Source organism: Mesotoga sp. Brook.08.105.5.1, from assembly GCF_002752635.1.
In the GTDB taxonomy this organism is placed as follows: domain Bacteria; phylum Thermotogota; class Thermotogae; order Petrotogales; family Kosmotogaceae; genus Mesotoga.
Map to the genome: position 1 here is coordinate 85,159 of NZ_AYTW01000004.1, position 17,070 is coordinate 102,228.

At 45.3% G+C, this 17,070-nt stretch carries 14 protein-coding genes; all 14 read right to left on the minus strand.

All coding sequences use genetic code 11. The features are described 5' to 3' along the window. Positions 1-3: 3 nt before the first annotated feature. The 14 genes from nrdR to V512_RS01540 all read right to left on the minus strand — a co-directional run bounded on the left by nrdR (position 4) and on the right by V512_RS01540 (position 17,057). Entirely contained in the window at positions 4-465 is a 462-nt protein-coding gene (gene nrdR / locus V512_RS01475; protein WP_099828687.1) for a transcriptional regulator NrdR, read from the minus strand. After that, positions 466-1,392, minus strand: coding sequence for a DNA-binding protein WhiA (gene whiA / locus V512_RS01480; RefSeq protein ID WP_099828688.1), 927 nt, complete (start codon positions 1,390-1,392; stop codon positions 466-468). After that, positions 1,389-2,351, minus strand: a complete 963-nt coding sequence (locus V512_RS01485) for a gluconeogenesis factor YvcK family protein (protein WP_099828689.1) — start codon at positions 2,349-2,351, stop codon at positions 1,389-1,391. Before V512_RS01485 ends, whiA begins: the two co-directional genes overlap by 4 nt. Continuing rightward, on the minus strand, positions 2,348-3,175 hold the full coding sequence (gene murI, locus V512_RS01490) for a glutamate racemase (RefSeq protein WP_099828690.1): 828 nt from the start codon (positions 3,173-3,175) through the stop codon (positions 2,348-2,350). Before murI ends, V512_RS01485 begins: the two co-directional genes overlap by 4 nt. After that, positions 3,165-3,446 (minus strand): cell division protein ZapA, encoded by a 282-nt coding sequence (locus V512_RS01495; protein ID WP_099828691.1) that lies wholly within the window; start codon positions 3,444-3,446, stop codon positions 3,165-3,167. The genes murI and V512_RS01495 overlap by 11 nt, the downstream gene beginning before the upstream one ends. 11 nt (positions 3,447-3,457) lie before the next feature. After that, positions 3,458-3,694: a hypothetical protein gene (locus tag V512_RS01500; RefSeq protein ID WP_099828692.1), complete on the minus strand. Its 237-nt coding sequence runs from the start codon at positions 3,692-3,694 to the stop codon at positions 3,458-3,460. Positions 3,695-3,786: 92 nt separating this feature from the next. Next, complete coding sequence (gene tpiA, locus V512_RS01505; protein ID WP_099828693.1) at positions 3,787-5,754, minus strand: triose-phosphate isomerase; 1,968 nt, start codon at positions 5,752-5,754, stop codon at positions 3,787-3,789. A gap of 60 nt (positions 5,755-5,814) precedes the next feature. After that, positions 5,815-6,810: a type I glyceraldehyde-3-phosphate dehydrogenase gene (gene gap, locus V512_RS01510; RefSeq protein WP_099828694.1), complete on the minus strand. Its 996-nt coding sequence runs from the start codon at positions 6,808-6,810 to the stop codon at positions 5,815-5,817. A 12-nt stretch (positions 6,811-6,822) separates the two neighbouring features. Next, the gene (locus V512_RS01515; RefSeq protein WP_099828695.1) at positions 6,823-7,188 is read right to left on the minus strand and encodes a YbaB/EbfC family nucleoid-associated protein; all 366 of its coding nucleotides are present in this window, start codon (positions 7,186-7,188) and stop codon (positions 6,823-6,825) included. Between the two features lie 2 nt (positions 7,189-7,190). Further along, positions 7,191-8,648, minus strand: a complete 1,458-nt coding sequence (dnaX, locus tag V512_RS01520; protein WP_099828739.1) for a DNA polymerase III subunit gamma/tau — start codon at positions 8,646-8,648, stop codon at positions 7,191-7,193. A 136-nt stretch (positions 8,649-8,784) separates the two neighbouring features. Beyond that, a complete protein-coding gene (locus V512_RS01525; RefSeq protein ID WP_180977930.1) occupies positions 8,785-10,149 on the minus strand; it encodes an MATE family efflux transporter in 1,365 nt (454 codons plus the stop codon). A gap of 98 nt (positions 10,150-10,247) precedes the next feature. Beyond that, complete coding sequence (locus V512_RS01530) at positions 10,248-12,029, minus strand: M3 family oligoendopeptidase (RefSeq protein ID WP_243392203.1); 1,782 nt, start codon at positions 12,027-12,029, stop codon at positions 10,248-10,250. Further along, the gene (locus V512_RS01535; RefSeq protein ID WP_099828696.1) at positions 12,022-12,579 is read right to left on the minus strand and encodes a hypothetical protein; all 558 of its coding nucleotides are present in this window, start codon (positions 12,577-12,579) and stop codon (positions 12,022-12,024) included. The genes V512_RS01530 and V512_RS01535 overlap by 8 nt, the downstream gene beginning before the upstream one ends. Then, complete coding sequence (locus tag V512_RS01540; RefSeq protein ID WP_099828697.1) at positions 12,576-17,057, minus strand: MG2 domain-containing protein; 4,482 nt, start codon at positions 17,055-17,057, stop codon at positions 12,576-12,578. The genes V512_RS01535 and V512_RS01540 overlap by 4 nt, the downstream gene beginning before the upstream one ends. Between the last annotated feature and the right edge of the window lie 13 nt (positions 17,058-17,070).

The following is a 17,070-nucleotide window of genomic DNA, read 5'->3' on the forward strand; positions in this document are numbered from 1 at the left end:
CATTCAACGATCTCTATCGTCTCTGAGTTCCTCAATTATATCCATGAAATGGTCTATGTCCCTAAATTCTTTGTAAACAGATGCAAATCTGACGTAGGCAACCCTATCCAGGGACTTAAGTTCCGCCATTATCATTTCACCAATCTCGCTTGAGATTACTTCATATTTTCCCGATTTCACTACCTCGTTTTCTACTGAATTTACTATCCTGTTGACTGTGTCTACAGATATGGGCCTCTTTTCACAGGCTCTGAGTAGCCCGTTTAGGAGTTTCTCCCTGCTGAACTTCTCTCTCCTTCCATCCTTCTTAACAACTAAGAAAGGAAGTTTCTCATACCTTTCGTAGGTAGTAAATCTTGCACCACAACTCTCGCACTCTCTTCTTCTCCGAATGGAAGTGCTTTCATCGGTCGGCCTTGAATCAAGAACTCTTGTCGAATCTCCACCACAAAAAGGACATTTCATCTAGCTATCTCCCAACTCTTCCGCCAATGCCATGAGCTTCTTCAACCTATTATATACTGCTGACTTGCTCATCGGCGGATTCATAATCTCGCCCAGCTCTCTCAGATTAAGATCCTCGTTTTCAATCCTGAGGATTGCAACTTGACGAAGATCCTCATCCAATCTGTCGATGCCGTACTTCTTATCGATGATTCTTATGGCTCTTACATGCTTTGCCATTGCCTGAGCAGACTTGTTTGCATTTGCTGTAAGGAAATTCAGAGTCCTGCTTACATCGCTCCTGATCTTTCTTACTTCGATCGCGCTCGAAAGTCTCGTCACCGTCTTCTTTCCCCCCATCAGAGAAAGCAGTTCTATTAGGTCAAGCGACGACTTCACATATGCTTTGAACTTATCTCTTACTCTTACTATTCCGATCTTAATGTTGAAATTGTCTGATATGTACTCCTTCAGTGAACTAACAAAAGCCTCAGTAGTATCAAGCGTTATTTCCAGGTGATACTCCTTGGATGGATCAACAATCGAACCTCCAGCCAAATACAGTCCCCTGATGAACGCACCGAAGTAGACCGGATCATCTCTAACGGGTTTTGGTATGGAGTCATCTCTGACTGAAATGCCATTCTTTCGGAGGAACTCTTCTACCTCTTCAAAGCGAAAAGTAAGCTCTCCGCCTCTCTTTCTTCCTAATCTGATTTCTTCTATTACCTGTGTTTCATGAATCGGCATGGAAAGCTTCTTCGAAATCTGAAACAGCCTTTTAAGACTCGTTATAGATGTAAGCGGGATAACAAGGAAAGCGGTACTTCCTCTTAATCGTAATGTCCCTCTCGACTTAACAAAACCCAGATATTCAGATCTGCACTCGTCTTGGTCGTCCAACGGGAGATGACAAAGCTCTTCTTTGAGTTTGTCGGCATAGCTCACATCTTTTCCTCTCCCAATAGATTCAGCTCTTTCAGGATCGACAGAATGCTGTCTCTCGAATGACGAACGACCAGACGGTTCCGTCCGTCATCAATCAGCTCTGCAGTACCGCCTGAAACTACCCTAACCCGAGTATCGGTAAGCATATCGTTTCTCACCGGCATAGAGCCCCTTTCATAATACCTATTCAGCACGGCAGGCTCTACTTCTCCCACTTCAGTCCAAAAGATCATGTCAAAAGTCACCCCACTATAGTCTTCAACGACATTGACGTGATCGGCAAGTGAAAAACCTGTAGACTCACCAGGTTGGGTCATAATGTTACATATGTAAACCTTATTTGCTTTGGACTTCCCGAAGGCCTCTCTGACCCCGGAAACCAGGAAATTGGGTACAACACTTGTAAACAGGCTGCCGGGGCCCACAATTACCGTCTTTGCAGATTCTATTGCGCCCAATACCTCTGGAAGTGCCTTCACAGCCTTATCGAGAAATACCCTTTCTATTCTCTTTCCGGCAGCCGATATCCTTGACTCTCCCTTAATGAATGATCCATAATCAATCTCAGCCACAAGATGCACAAGATCGTCGGCTACGGGCAAGACTCTCCCTTTGATTTTCAGCATTCTTGAGGCCGCGAGGACCGCTTCTGGAAAGCTCTGAAACATCTCAGTAAGACCTGCAATAATTATATTGCCAAGAGAATGACCATTCATAGCGCGAGCCTCAAATCTGTACGAAAAGACTTTTGTTAGGAATTCCTCATCATCAGCCAAAGCAATCACGTTATTCCTTACATCCCCTGGCGGGGGCATGCTCATGGCTTCCCTGAGAAATCCTGAGCTTCCACCATCGTCCGTAACTGCAACTACAAGCGTTAAACTACTATCGTAATGCTTTAGGACCCTTGCAAAGGTAGAGAGACCAGTTCCGCCACCTATCAAAACCGTCTTGCTCATGATGTAACTCGTTCCTTCAAAGCAATCCCTGAAGACGTAAGGTCAACGCCCCTGACGTTTTCCGCCTTTCCTAGATATCTTCCAAGAATCTCCTGGAAAAAGCGAATATTACCGCTTACATAATACTCAACAGTAGATGAATGATGCGAGGAAATCGTTGCCCAATCGGCAACATTCTTGGCAATGTACTCCGCGGGGTCTATGATCCTTGTCCTGGGAGACAAAAGCGACTCGATCGAACTCCTAATAAACGGATAATGAGTACATCCAAGAATCAAGAAGTCCGGTTGAATCTTAGCGAGGTCTGCCAAATAATACTTGACGATCGAATCAACGATTTCACCCTCCCAGATTCCCTCTTCTATCAAAGGAACGAAAAGCGGGCAGGCCCTTTGTAAGATTTTGCTGATGCTTTCATAACGAAACAGCCTTCTTAAATAGAGAGACTTCTTCACAGTATTCTCAGTTGCGATCACTGCAACTGTCGACTTGTCGGGTGCAGTCTCCCCAAGAAACTTCGCTGTTGGATCGATGATGCTGAAGTATGGAGTAGTCAGCTCCGTCTTCTCCCTTTGAGAGAGTATAGAATCGGAAGTGTTACAGGCAGTGACGATTGCATCGACACCCAACTGGGCAAAAAAGTCGAAGATCTCTCTGACATACCTTCTCAGTGTCTCAACTGGCTTTGAGCCATAGGGTACCCGCGCAGTGTCGGCAAAGTAGTGCAGGCTTACTCCCTCGGGAAAGGCTTCCAATAGTCTTTTAACAACTGTGAGGCCACCAATTCCAGAATCGAAGACACCGATCCTCAGACTATTTTTCAACCTCGTCACGTCCCTGGAAGTATTCCGAAAGAACCTCTTCATATTTCGCCTTTAGCCTAAGCAGTTCATTCTGACTTCTTGCAAGGTCGTGTGCAAGGTTCACCGAAATCCCCACAAGCAACTTCTCATAGCCGACTTCCTCTTCGTTCTTGCTTATTGAATTGTACATCTCCGTAATCTTTGAAAAGACCTGATCCACGAGTTCCTGAGGATCGCTTGTAAGAAAAGTGTACTTCCTTCCTCCGAGGTCCAGAGTGACTGATCGCTTCATTGTTCGACTCCTTATACCTTCTTGCTGTCTTCGACGAGGCTGCCTCTTACCCTTTTTATTAATGAAGAAATTGTCCTTGACTCACTTTCAAGGCGGAGTTCAAGTTCCCGGATTCTTAGCTCGGATTCCTCAACTTTTTTCTGTGCTGTCTCGAGCTGCGTCCAGAGCTGTTCGTTTTCCTTCCTGAGACGGTTGAATTCTTCAACCATCTTGTCTACGACTAGTTCAAGCTCCTGATAACTGTCCAAGAACAACACCCCCTATTTTGAGATTATAACACCTCAACAGAGAAAGAAAACGCGAGCAACCGCCCGAACGGGCGGTTGCTATATCGCTCTGATTAAGCGTAAATCTTTGCTATTGCTACCAGTTGGACAAAGCTCTCTTGAAGGCTGGCCCCTCCCACCAAACCACCGTCAATATTTTCCATAGCGATTAGGGAATCAAAGTTATCCGGTTTGATACTGCCACCATAGAGAATTCTTGTTCGCTCTGCCACGCTGCACTCGTATAGCGACGATAATAAACTCCTTATGTACTTCATGGTGGCCTCGGCCTGTTCGGGAGTAGCCACAACACCAGTTCCGATCGCCCATACTGGTTCATACGCTATGATCACTTGCTCAACCTCACTCTTGTCAAGGCCGGCAAGACCTTTTCTGATCTGTTCTTCGAGAACCTGCTCCGTCCTGCCTGATTCCCGTTCTTGAAGAGTTTCCCCAACACAGAATATTGGAACTAGGCCCTCTCTTAATACTGCCTTGATTTTCTCGTTAGTCATCTCGCTTGTCTCGCCGAATATGTGCCTTCGTTCTGAATGACCAACAAGAACGTACTCCACCGCAAGGTCCGAAAGCATAGGCACAGAAATCTCGCCTGTAAAGGCTCCACTATCTGCAGGATAGACATTCTGGACTCCGACCTTAATCGACGTGTCCTTGAGAATGTCTGCCACCCCGGCAACTGAAAGGCTTGTTGGAAATACTACAACATCAACGGCCTTCTCGTTACCGATTGAAGATGCAAGGAAACCGGCGAACATTCGCGCTTCATTAGGCGACTTGTTCATCTTCCAGTTTCCGGCGACCATTATTCTACGTTTTTTTTTACCTTCCTTAGTCGCTAGACTCCTTATACCAGGCATCTCTTTTCCCTCAAGCATCTCAAGAGAAGCCCCGCCACCGGTTGATACGTGAGAAACTCTGTCGGCCAAGCCAAACTTGTTGATAGCGGCTGCGCTGTCTCCGCCTCCGATAATCGTTACTGCACCCTTGAGCGAAGCCAGCGTCTTCGCGATCGATTCGGTTCCTTTCGCAAAATCATCGATCTCGAAGACCCCCATTGGACCGTTCCAAACAACGGTTTTGGCGTCAACCAGCTTGCTTCTGAATAGCTCAATAGTTGATGTCCCGATGTCAAGTCCCTTCCAGCCGGATGGGACTCCTTCATCTATGAGAACCGTCTTCGATTCACTACCTGCAGCGATTTCCTTGGACACAACCGTGTCAACAGGGAGGACGAGCTCAACCTTCTTCTCTTCGGCTTTCCTCATTATCTCCTTTGCCAGCTCGATCTTGTCCTCTTCAACCAGGGAGTCACCAGTTTGCTTCCCCAGAGCCTTAAGGAATGTGAACATCATCGCACCGCCGATTAGTATTCTATCGGCCTTCTCCAGAAGATTCGTAATGACTCCGATCTTATCGGAAACCTTTGCTCCTCCTAAAATGACTACGTAGGGGTGCTTGGGACTCTCAACGGCCATGCCAAGCATTTCGATTTCCTTCTGCATAAGGAAACCAGGTACACTGGTCAAGTACTGGGCAGCACCCACATTCGATGCATGACCTCTATGTGCTGTTCCGAAAGCGTCGTTTACGTGAATGTCTGCGATCGCAGAGAGCCTCTTCGAAAACTCCGGATCATTCTTCTCTTCTTCAGGGTAGAACCTAACATTCTCCAGAAGAAGAATATCTCCGTTGTTCATTTTTGAGACAGCTTTCTCCACTTCATCTCCGATGCAATCAGGAACAAAGGCAACGGGCTTGCCGATTAACCTTTCCAGACTTTTGCTAACCTTTTCCATTGAGTACTTAGGGTCTCTCTTGCCCTTGGGCCTCCCCAGATGGGAAACAAGGATTGTCTTTCCACCATTTTCGGCTACGTACTTTATCGTTGGTATTGCAGCCACAATCCTAGTATCGTCACTCACTTCGCCAGTCTCTTTATCTAGAGGAACGTTGAAATCGACCCTTACAAGCACCCTCTTTCCACTCAAATCAACATCTCTTAGTGTTAGAACTCCAGACATCTCTTACCTCCTTTCCTCAATAAAACGGGGCCTCCAGGCCCCGTCAGAAAAAATCGAGAATTACATCTTCATCATTTTCTCAGCAAGATCGACTACCCTGCAAGAATAGCCATATTCATTGTCATACCAAGCGCAAACTTTCAACAGGTTACCCATCACTGCTGTAAGCTTGCTGTCAAATACTGAGGACACCGTTGTTCCGACAATATCCGAGGAAACGAGTTCTTCTTCAGTATATTCGACTATTCCTTTCAGTTCGTTTTCCGCCGCTTTCTTCACGAGCGCATTTACTTCCTGCACTGTTGTATCTTTTTCGAGAACCACGGTTAGATCAGTTATTGAACCGTCAGTTACAGGAACTCTCATAGCTATTCCATCAAGCTTGCCTTTGAGTTCAGGAATGACAAGCCCTACTGCCTTAGCGGCGCCTGTTGAAGTGGGAATCGTATTGGCGGCAGCAGCCCTCGCTCTTCTCAAGTCACTGTGAGGCAAATCAAGAATTCTCTGATCGTTCGTATAAGCATGGACAGTCGTCAAATAACCTTTCTGAATCTTGAAACTATCGTTCAAGATCTTTATTATTGGCGCAATAGAGTTAGTTGTACAGGAGGCATTAGAGACAATCTTCATCTCCGGCCTCAGCATATCGTCATTGACACCAAGTACAATTGTCGCATCCACTTCACCCTTTGCAGGGGCAGTAATCAATACCTTTTTTGCCCCGGCTTCAATATGGGGCATTGTCTTCTCTCTGTTTCTGAAGACGCCTGTAGACTCAATGACCAGTTCAACGCCAAGGTTTTTCCAGGGAAGGTTTGCAGGACTCTTCTCTGCGAAGACTTTAACCTCCTTGCCATTTACAACAATCGCTCCATCCTTAGCCTCCACTGAACCCTTGAATCTCCCGTGAACCGAATCATATTTGAGAAGATGAGCCAGGGTAGCTGCATCGGTTAGGTCATTGATTGCAACTACATCGAAATCCCCGCGTTTTACCATCTCTCTAAAAACAAGTCTTCCAATTCTTCCAAAACCGTTGATTGCTACTTTGTACATCTCTTACACCTCCTAAAGTATATTGTCAGGTAGATTGAGCGATCCTGTAACCTTAGCCGTTTCTTCATCTCTTCTCTTCGCTACCTCTGCTAACGCCTCGTTTATCCCCGCAATTATCAAATCTTGAACAATCTCAAAATCCTCTTCTCTTATCTCAGGCTCGACCTCGATCGACTTAATGCGATAGTCGCAAGTTGCAACAACGTTTATCGCTCCTCCTCCGGCAGAAGCCGTCACCTCCAGAGTCTTGAAGGTTTCTTCCAGGCTCTCCATTTCTTCCTGTGCTTTCTGAGCCCGTTTCAGAAGTTCACTCATGTTTGATCCCTTCCTGGAACCTCCATAGTTCTTACCGCCGAGACCTCTAAATTTCTTTGCCATTGTTAGTCCTCCTCAAGCTCTATCTTTATCTTTCCTTTATTTATGTCGTCCTTCAACCCCAAGTTCGAAATCACAAAGTTAACGTATTCCTCAGAATCTTTATCCAGACCTTCAAAGAGATTGCCTCCAACTGATTCATTGGAGAGAAGGAATCGTTTCCCGATTAAATCTTCTGCAATCCCGTTCAGCGACTCAAGTCTATCTTTCAGAAGATCGTAAGAATAGTCGCTGTCCGCTTCCAGAGTTAATACCCCGCCAGATTCGCTTCTAGTAACCTTCGAAAGACTTAGAAGAGTCCAGAGCAGAACGAAGTTGTTATTTCGAAGATGGTCGATAAGTTTGGACAAACTATTCTCTTCTGTAGTGTCTCTTTTTGGAGCTTTCTCGGTCTTATCACTCGTTTCAAAAACTTCGCTTTTTACGTTTTCAGAGTTACCAATTCTCCCTATTGCCGACTTCTCATAACCACTCTTCAGAAGGACCATTACTTCAAATGTTCCTCTCTTATCCTCGGCAAATTTGAGCTCTTTAGTGATCTCCCATAAAGAAAGCAAGAGCTTGAAACGCTCATCAGTTGATTCAGCGATCAGCTGATCCTTCACAGTATCGATCACCTGTTCAAGGAAGACTTCGTAAGTATATCCTGCAGACTGGATCTCTTCAGAGATTTTCAATATCGAAGCCGGCTCTCCCGAAGAAAATGCAGTAATGAACTCCTTAACAACTTCTTCGGGCAGAATACCAAGAGTAGCTCTAACAGATTCTTCACTAACATCACCCGAATAAGAGACAACTCTCTCCATAAGATTAACCGCGTCTCTCATGCCTCCGTGTGCGGCTTTCGAAATGAACCTCAATGCTTTGTCGTCATATTCCAGACCTTCAGATTTCGCGATTCTTTCCAGATAAGTAGCTATGTCTCTTTCGATGAGTGGTTTGAAATAGAAGATCTGACATCGAGAAAGAATTGTTTCAGGAACCTTCTCAAGATTGGTAGTTGCAAGAATAAAAATCACTTTATCGGGAGGTTCTTCAAGAGTCTTAAGAAGTGCATTGAAAGCTTCCCTGGTCAGCATATGGAATTCATCAATTATGTACACTTTGAATCTGCCCATGACAGGTCTATACGATACTGCATCCCGGATTTTCCTGATCTCGTCAATGCCTCTGTAAGAAGCTGCATCCAGCTCAATGACATCCATGTGTGAAGAAGCATCAATCGCTTTGCATGAATCGCAAATACCGCAAGGCTTCTCAGAATCCTCTGCAAGACAGTTCAGCATTTTGGCGACGATCCTTGCACTAGTTGTCTTCCCGGTACCTCTAGAGCCAGAGAATATGTAAGCATGAAAAACCGAATCCTTCTCTATTGCTCTTCCCAGGATCTCTTTCACTTGATCCTGCCCAACCAGCTCACTAAATTTTCTAGGCCTATATTTCCTATACAAAACCTCAGACATCTTAATCACCCGTTCATCTGAATTATAGCAGATCACCCAAAGTTTGTTTGCTGCAAAGATGACCGAAGTGAAACAGTTAGTGAAATTCATAACTAACTCATCCATCTGCAGCACTTGGGAATGAATTCGACTTTCGCTAGTAGACCCTTCTCTTCACCCACTTACCCTTTAAATAGTAAAAGACCATCACCGCAGCCTCTGCAATATCCGAGAATACATATGAAAGCCAGACCCAAACTATGCCGGCCTTCAACACGAACACTGCAATGACCAATATTGGCACTTGAATAAGCCACCTGGATACTACGCTCCCCACTACAAACGGGAAGTTGTACCCGGACCCTCCGAAGACCGATGAGAGACCAAAACCGTATGCCAAGACAGAAATGCCGAGTGAGCCGTATTTCAGGAAACTGGCACCGTAAGCAATTATCTCCGGATCCTTATTGAACACAGCGATAACATGCTCGCCTGCAAAGAAGGCTATTAGTGCAAAGAAAAACATGAAAAAGAACCCGATTAAGGCAGCGGTTCTGGCTGTGGCTCTTGCACGGTCGGCGTTGTCAGCTCCCAGGTTTTGACCGACCATCGCAGAGCCGCCCATGCTAAGCCCTACAAGAGGCATAAACGCTAGTCCAAAAAGCCTCCCCGTTACTCCTACCGCCGCAACCGCAGCGGTCCCGTAGAAGGCAACGAATTTCAGAACTACTACAGCTGACAAGTTCCTGAAGAACCCCTCCAGCCCAGTTGGAAGCCCTATAGTCAAGAGCTTCTTGTCTATAGCTCTATCAAGCCTGAAAAGTCCGGACAGTCTTGGTTTTACGCCTTCCTTTCCTGAGAAAAGAATGTAGAATCCCAGTAGAAATGCTGCCGATTGAGCGATTACCGTAGCGACGGCCGCACCAAAAACGCCCAGGCCAAATCCGGGAATCGATGTCCCCGGAATCTTTTCGAACATCATTATTGGGTCGAGAGAAATATTGAGAACACTCGTGAACATCATTATGTACATTGGACTCTTTGCGTCCCCTATGCATCTGAGAGCCGTGTTGACGGAGTAAGACGAAAACATCATTGGCAGGAAGAAAAGTCTGATATAGCCGTAATCAAGAGCTGATCTCATTACTTTCATATCGTCAGTAAAGAATCCTAGCGATGGTTTTAGGAAGGAGGCAACTAGAACAGCGGAAATCAGAGCAACAATGAACTTGAAAGTAATTGTCTGTTCTATCGCCTTACTTGTTCCTTCGAAGTCCTTTTTTCCGAAGCCCTGAGAGATCAAGGAGATTGAGCTCTGCCCGATTATCGAATTCAGAATATCCACAATCCAAAAAAGAGTGGTGAAAATCGTAACTCCTGCAATTGCTTCGCCTGAGATGCGCCCAATCCAGAAGATGTCTACAATGTCGTAAACCATCTGTGCGCTGAACCCTATCATTGTGGGCACAGACATTATAAGAAGATTCTTCAGAATGCTCCCTTGAGTAAGATCCCTTGCCATTTTTGCCCCCTAGCTTACCTTGTGAAGAAATGTGAAAGAATGCCCGAGTCCAAAATGGACACAGGAATTATACACCCTTTCTAGAGATCGGAACAGGTCTAGATCATCTTCCTCAGTGTATCAAGGAAATTCTCCTTGATAAAACTAATTCCCTTTTGCCAAAAGACAGGATCTGAGACATCTATGCCTACTTTCTGCAGAAGAGATTTGGGAGATTCCGATCCACCGCTTTCAAGTAAAGCGATATACTTTCTTCTGAAGACAGCCCCGTCCTCAAGGTATTTCCTGTACAAAGAAATTACGAGAAGCTGGGCGAAGTTGTAAGCATAACAATAGAAAGGGGTATGAAAGAAGTGAGGGATGCGAGCCCATTCGAACTCGCTTTCCGGGAGAAAATCAACGGTGTCCCCAAACATGAGTTTGAGCTCCTTGGAGTAAAGCTCGGATAGTTCTTCAAACGCCAGATACTCGCCTGACATTTTCTCGTGGGCAGAGATCTCGAACCTGGTGAACATGTTCTGCCTTGCGGTTGTTGCAAATATCTCTTCAATCCTGTTGACCAGAAAAGAGATCTTCTCCTCTCTTTCTTCAATGTTTTTCAAAAGAAAGTCCGTCATAAGCATTTCAGAAAAAACAGAGGCTGTTTCGGCCATTGTAAGCGGCGTATCATAGTTAACTAGGGTCTGTTTGGACGCCAGAACGCCGTGAAGGCCGTGGCCTAGTTCGTGTGCTAGTGTCAAAACGTCACTCATCTTGCCATTGTAATTGACAAGCACATACGGATGCATTCTTGGCGAGGCATACGCGCAGTAAGCTCCACTTCGCTTTCCCGGCATGATCGATCCATGAATATAATCCTCATCGAAGAATCTAGCAACTATACTTTCAATCCGGGGATCAAAGTTTCCCATAACCTCCAGAATCATCTTCTTCGCTTCCTGCCAATCAAATGTCCTGTCTGAAGTTCCAACAGGAGCATATATATCGCTGTGGAGAAGGGCTTCCCTCCCCATAATTGTCGCCTTCAGTCGGTAATAGTCGTGAACAACAGAATAACCATCAGTGGTGGCGTCGATGATACAATTCACTGCCTCATCTGAGACTTCGTTCAGTTCGTTCCTCATTGAAATAGGGGAATCATATCCCCTCTTGTCTGCTTCCAAGTCCCAATCTCTGGAAAGAGAATTGTAAAGATTGGTCAGAACAATACTGTTTTCCTTCGCCTTTCTAAAGAGGCTTTCAAAGGCCTTCTTTCTAAGCTCCGAATCATGATCTCTTCTTAAAGTCTCCACTTCACTCTCTGTGAGCGTCTCTTCCGATGCACCGGTAGTAATTCTATACGTAAAACTCGATGTGAATTCATCATAGAGATTCAGAATCGCCTTCTTGCCCGTTATCTCTTTTAGAACCATAATTCTTTCTTCCGGCTCAGAAAGCATGTGCTTCCTTTGAGTTCGAATGAGATCGAGATGATGTCTGTAATCTGCTAGTTCGGTAGAATTCATAAGACTATTAAAGAAGTCCTCGGAGACTTTCGAAAGTTCGAGTTTCAGAAAGAGAAGCTTGCTTTCAAGTTGCGATTCAAGATCATCTATCTTACGTAGGAGCTTCTGAACAGCTGGTTCCTTAGAGTCTGTTGAGTGGCTCAAGAACGAGAACATCGATAATCTGAAAAAACGGTTCATAAGGTCTTCTTCTCTTTCAATAGCTATCTTCAGTTCGCTAGCCTTGACACTCTCGGTCTGAATTCTCCCTTTGAAGTCTTTAATAAGCTTATCACTCTCACTTATCAGAATTCGTATGTCTTCTTCCAGGGAGGGATCGTCCGGCGAACCGTACAATCTTGTGAGATCCCACTGAACCAGTTTCCCCTCACTCAATTCTTCGTTTACCTCCTTCTCCAAATTCTGCAATCAATTCTCCAAAAGATCTATTGCGAAGAAGCCTGGATACTTCTACCCAACAAGTATAACTGTACGAACGATATGTCATGAAATCCATCTTCGAGTAATCAAGAGTCTTCACCTCGTCAAGAATGATTTCTTCTCGACCAACCCACTCACCCGTAATATAACAGACAATACCTTCTTCTAGCCAATAGGGAAGTTGGTAATCCCTCAGAATGAGATGGCTCATCTCATGTGCAAGCGTTCGCGGCAGGTTCTGAACTAGAGTAAGCGGCTGCACAATAATCGTGTTTCCAGTTGCTGCAGCGAGAAACCAATAAGCTATGCCGGAGAGTTCAGAGAACTCTCCAGCCGAGGAAGCGATAATTAGAATATAGGTACCATTTACGGATCTTCCCGTTAGTCTTTCAAGCAAGCTTCTATAGCCTTCAAGCTCTGGCATTTCCCATGAGACATACGCGCTTGTGAAACAAAAAACCGTCACTTGAAGTAGCAAAATGACAACAATAGCTAGTGCTTTCATTCAACGTTCAGCATTACCGATTCTGTGTTTGCCCGATAGTCTGCATCGTACATTGCCCATGCCTGTACAGGAGGAATAATGAATTCCCCTCTGGTGAGAATTCTCCAGCTGCTTTTCGTCACGAACTCTCCTCCGTCATTGAAGAAGAAGGCTATGCGGTCGTATCTTGAATCCTTGAAGGTGTATCCCCACCAGTAGTAGTCAAAATAGTAGAATTTTGTGTATCCGAGTGTGTCACCCTCAATGTTCTCCTCAACGGAGATTCCTGTGGAGGGCAACATATCTTCGACCACAACATAGGGAACTGTATCGGGAATCCTTATTCTCACTTCGGAGACTATCGTCTCCCCGACTCTTATCGGGCCGGGTTCACCAAGCTTAACAGCGAAAAGCTCCATCGTGGCGTCATTGTAGTAACTGTATTCAACCGACCTGACGATTATCTCGCCATTGCTAATACCGAGAACATCGCCTTCGTAGATCTTGAGACCGAGTCCAAAGTTTGAAAGCTTCAGCTCACCGTCTACTATCGCAACAACCATCCCTTCAATAGTCTTGGAGGCACTTATTTCAAGAGAACCTACTTCGTCAGCCGACAGCGTCCTGATCGAAGTAACTACGGCGGGCGAGTCTATCTGAGGTGTGGTGAGAACGTGAGTATCATCCATAGGCACGGCTACCTTTCTTCTCAGAACCCTTTCGACAATCAGACCCGCGTTTTCAGCTTTGATTTCCTCTGACCTAACTGCCGTTTCGCCGTTAATCGATACCGCTACCATTTCAGAGCTTTCAATAACAATTGTCTTTCCGGTAATCGGTATTGTTATTGAATCCTCCAACCCGCCTTCGAAGACTACATCCCCGTCTTCAAAAACCACTTCAACTTCCGCATCCTTTGAAAGCGAGCTGCTAACTGATGAAAGCGAGAGAATAGCCATAGCGGTCGATGATGTTCTATACCAATAACTGCCGTTTCCCATCTTCAGGAGTCTTTTGGAAATTTCTGCAACTGTTGCGGAAGGTACATCTAGATCTACCGCAGCTTTCAGAAGGAAAGAGAGAGTAACCGTATCGTCAAAGAAATAGTTGAAACTGCTACCCGAGATAACGTCAGATGCGCCTAGGTCGACATACTCCATGGCCTCCTCAAAAAATGCAACCGCCTTGGCGTCCATGTTTAGAGTCTCGTATGTCAGCGCGGTCAAAACGATCGAGGCAACATCATTCTTATAATCTACGATTGAGCTTATCGGGTCTCGCAGTTTCCTGCTGAACAGTGTAATGACATACTGAAGGAAAGGATCCGGCTTGTCTCTGTTAAGACTCTTCAATGCCGAGTACCCCATCGCGATTACATCCCTATTTATATCGTAACCGTTTTCTGTGGCAAGATATAGACCTAACATCACGTAAGACGTCATGAATGGAGTGCTCTGGTCATCTTTCCACCAACCCCAACCTCCGTCGTAGTGCTGATAGCCAAAGAGGCGTTCAAGACCATCGCCAACTACAACCGAGACTTTGTCTGCAAAAGACTCATCGGCACCTGCAAGTAGTTGAGAAGCCGCCAATGCTGGAAGAAGCCTACTCATTGTCTGTTCCACACAGCCATAGGGATAATCTACCAGATACCTTATTGCTTCAAGAAGAATTGGATCAATTGTGGAAGAGATGGTAACACTACCAATTGAGTCTTCCATAAATTCAATTACTCTATTCCCTTCAAGAAAGTCAAGGTCGCCAAATCGGATATATGAGTACCTTGGCTTCAAAGGAATTTCGTATTCAACACCGTCGGAGCCGCGACTTCCTTCAACAACAAACTTAACTCTGAGACTCTCATCCTTCTCCGAAGGCAAGAGATCTCTTAGAACCATCTCATAGCTGAAGGAAAGACTTCCGAAGGCGTCAATAGTTGCTCCCTTCTCTTCAATGACTTCATCATCAACATAGAAACCGGTGATGACAGGCATACGAGTGTCAAGATTATTCTTCACGGAAAAGACTAGATTCACTGTATCGCCAGCGATCAGAAACTCCGGAAGGAAACTGCTAACGGTCATGGGCTTCCAAGTCTCGAAACTAGACTTCTCGTAGCTGAAATCTCCCGAAAAGTCGGCCGCAAGAGTTCTGACAGTCCATGTATCGAGATCTTCCGGTACAACAAACGACAGTTCCGCAAAGCCGCTCTCATCGGTGAAAGTTCCAACAGACCAGAAGGCGCTGTCGCTGAAAAGTTTCCTGGCTCTCACGTCCGAAGTCAAGCTTTCGCCATTTCCACCACGATCGCCCATCCCGAAAGTAGCACCACCAATTACCTTAGATTCGGCCGCGGGTGGTTGAGATTCCAGTAGATCTCCTAGCTTGGCTATTGACGGGTAGGCAGAATAATACAGGTCGTTTATACTTACAGTGTTGAAACCCCTGTTGAAGGGACTGCCCAGTGATTCCTTCCACCGATCGGAATCGCCTTCAAAGAGAGAAAGCATTGCCTGAGATACTACTGAAACCGTCAGTCCTACAACGGCGGGATTCCCTTCATCATCGAGGACCTGCAGCTTCATATTGACGGTATCGCCAGGTTCATATCTATCCTGAGTAAGCACATTGATTGAAAGGTCTCTTGAAGCAATCTCAACTTCGATGACTCTTGACTGAATAATCTGATAGTTCTTATATCCAACGATAAAGAGCATGAAGTTCTCGTAACCATAGTTCTCGGGGATCTCTATTTCGATAGTGTTCTTGCCCTCCGTAGAACTGAAAGGAAACTGCTTGAATTCACCCGAAAAATCACCAATGACCCAAAGATCCATTGGAGATGATGTATAGAATGATACTCTTGCCTTGGAGCCAGGAGCAGCAGACTCAACTGAATCCACCAGAATAGACCCGTAGTAGTCATAGTACCCACTAGTATAGACTGAATATCTGTTAACCACTTCCGGTTCATTTGAAGGGGCCCCGTTGGCCTCGAAATACACAACCGTATCCGGCGGGACGTCCCTAAGACTGATCAGAATCTCTGCCCTTCCACCACTGTCAGTGGAAAGTTCTTCCCTGAAAATGTTGATCTTAAGCTTCTTCTCAACCTGTTTTCCTTCGTCCATTAGAATTACAGGTTCTTCATACCACGCCTTCATCTCAAATGCCTTGGAAACAAGAGTATCGTTGTTCAATCTTGTTTCGATTTTCACGAGTGCTTCTTTATCGGTGAATCTGTAGTCAACATTGAAATCGAATGTTCCCTGTACTACCTTGAAGTCAACCGTACTTCGTGACTGCATACCGGTATCGTCTGAGACAGTAATAACCGCGTAGTATGAACCGCTCTCAAGCTCTTCAGAGTAGCCAATCACCGCTTTACCCAGGCCATCAAGTCTCGCAGATCCATTGTCAATATACTGACTGCCCTTGTATATCGTGTAGTCTACTTTGCCAAGCGAGACGGGATCTCCGAAGTAGTACTCGGACAAAACGTTGATTGTAACTGCCTCTCCCTTTCTGAATGCCTTTGATGCAGATTCCGCTGTTGTGAAGAACGTAGGCTTTTTGTAGTCGGCAATCTGGAAGTAATAGTAGTCCTCGTTTCCTTCCCACCGGATGATAATCCTGTAGGATCCCCTGGTGATTTCGGAGTATGTTCGGAACGTACCACTAACAGAGCCAAGGTTATCCGGGCTCAACTCTTCAGTGAAGACGCTCCTGTTTAATGGATCTACTATTTCAACTTCTACAGAATTAGTTCTAGGTATTTGATAGCCCGAAGATGTTATCTCCCTTATGAAAGCTCTGAAATTAACAACTTCACCGGCTTTGTATGCCGGTCGATCAGTAAATATCAGAGAGATGTTTCGAGACGAGAAATAGTAATCATACTCGCCCGGCCTCCACAGGATCGATCCATTGGCAGACTGAACAAGTATTGCATCTCCTGTCGTGGGAAGATAGTCAAAAACGAACACTCCATTTTCTGTCCGTCCCAATAACTCCCCGTCTATGAGTCTGTAAAGGGAGAAGCTATCAATGAAGCTGGAATCTTCCTTTTTCCAGAGTCTCATCATCGCTCCATCTTCATAAGCAAGCAGCTGAGCTCCAACCATACGATAGCTTGTCATCAATTTGGCACTTCCTGACTGCGACGAAACAACAATCAGTCTCAGGCCCATTAGAGCTTTCTCGGGCAAGTATATCCTTTGTTTCTCCTTTACTGTCTGCCTGAAAGCGTAGAGTGGATCGCCGGAGATTCCGACATCCCCGATGGTGATCGCCCCAGTAAGATCCTGCTCGTCCAAATCATAAATCTTGATATCGATGTAACTATCCTTGCCGTCTGTGTATATTGTAGGTAGATAGTCCATAGAGTACAACTCTACGAAAGATGATCTAAGCTCATAACCATACTGCTGAATCTGAAAAGCAAGTGCCGTTAAACCTGTGAATAACAGAATAATAAGAAACACCAAGGTTCTTCTCATTGCCTTCACTCTC

What these genes read in the sequence shown, in the direction of transcription:
- tpiA (WP_099828693.1), bottom strand. Translation starts at nt 5,754, where the DNA reads ATGTCTGGAGTTCTAACACTAAGAGATGTTGATTTGAGTGGAAAGAGG.
- V512_RS01495 (WP_099828691.1), bottom strand. Translation starts at nt 3,446, where the DNA reads ATGAAGCGATCAGTCACTCTGGACCTCGGAGGAAGGAAGTACACTTTT.
- nrdR (WP_099828687.1), bottom strand. Translation starts at nt 465, where the DNA reads ATGAAATGTCCTTTTTGTGGTGGAGATTCGACAAGAGTTCTTGATTCA.
- V512_RS01525 (WP_180977930.1), bottom strand. Translation starts at nt 10,149, where the DNA reads ATGGCAAGGGATCTTACTCAAGGGAGCATTCTGAAGAATCTTCTTATA.
- gap (WP_099828694.1), bottom strand. Translation starts at nt 6,810, where the DNA reads ATGTACAAAGTAGCAATCAACGGTTTTGGAAGAATTGGAAGACTTGTT.
- V512_RS01540 (WP_099828697.1), bottom strand. Translation starts at nt 17,057, where the DNA reads ATGAGAAGAACCTTGGTGTTTCTTATTATTCTGTTATTCACAGGTTTA.
- dnaX (WP_099828739.1), bottom strand. Translation starts at nt 8,648, where the DNA reads ATGTCTGAGGTTTTGTATAGGAAATATAGGCCTAGAAAATTTAGTGAG.
- V512_RS01515 (WP_099828695.1), bottom strand. Translation starts at nt 7,188, where the DNA reads ATGGCAAAGAAATTTAGAGGTCTCGGCGGTAAGAACTATGGAGGTTCC.
- V512_RS01485 (WP_099828689.1), bottom strand. Translation starts at nt 2,351, where the DNA reads ATGAGCAAGACGGTTTTGATAGGTGGCGGAACTGGTCTCTCTACCTTT.
- V512_RS01535 (WP_099828696.1), bottom strand. Translation starts at nt 12,579, where the DNA reads ATGAAAGCACTAGCTATTGTTGTCATTTTGCTACTTCAAGTGACGGTT.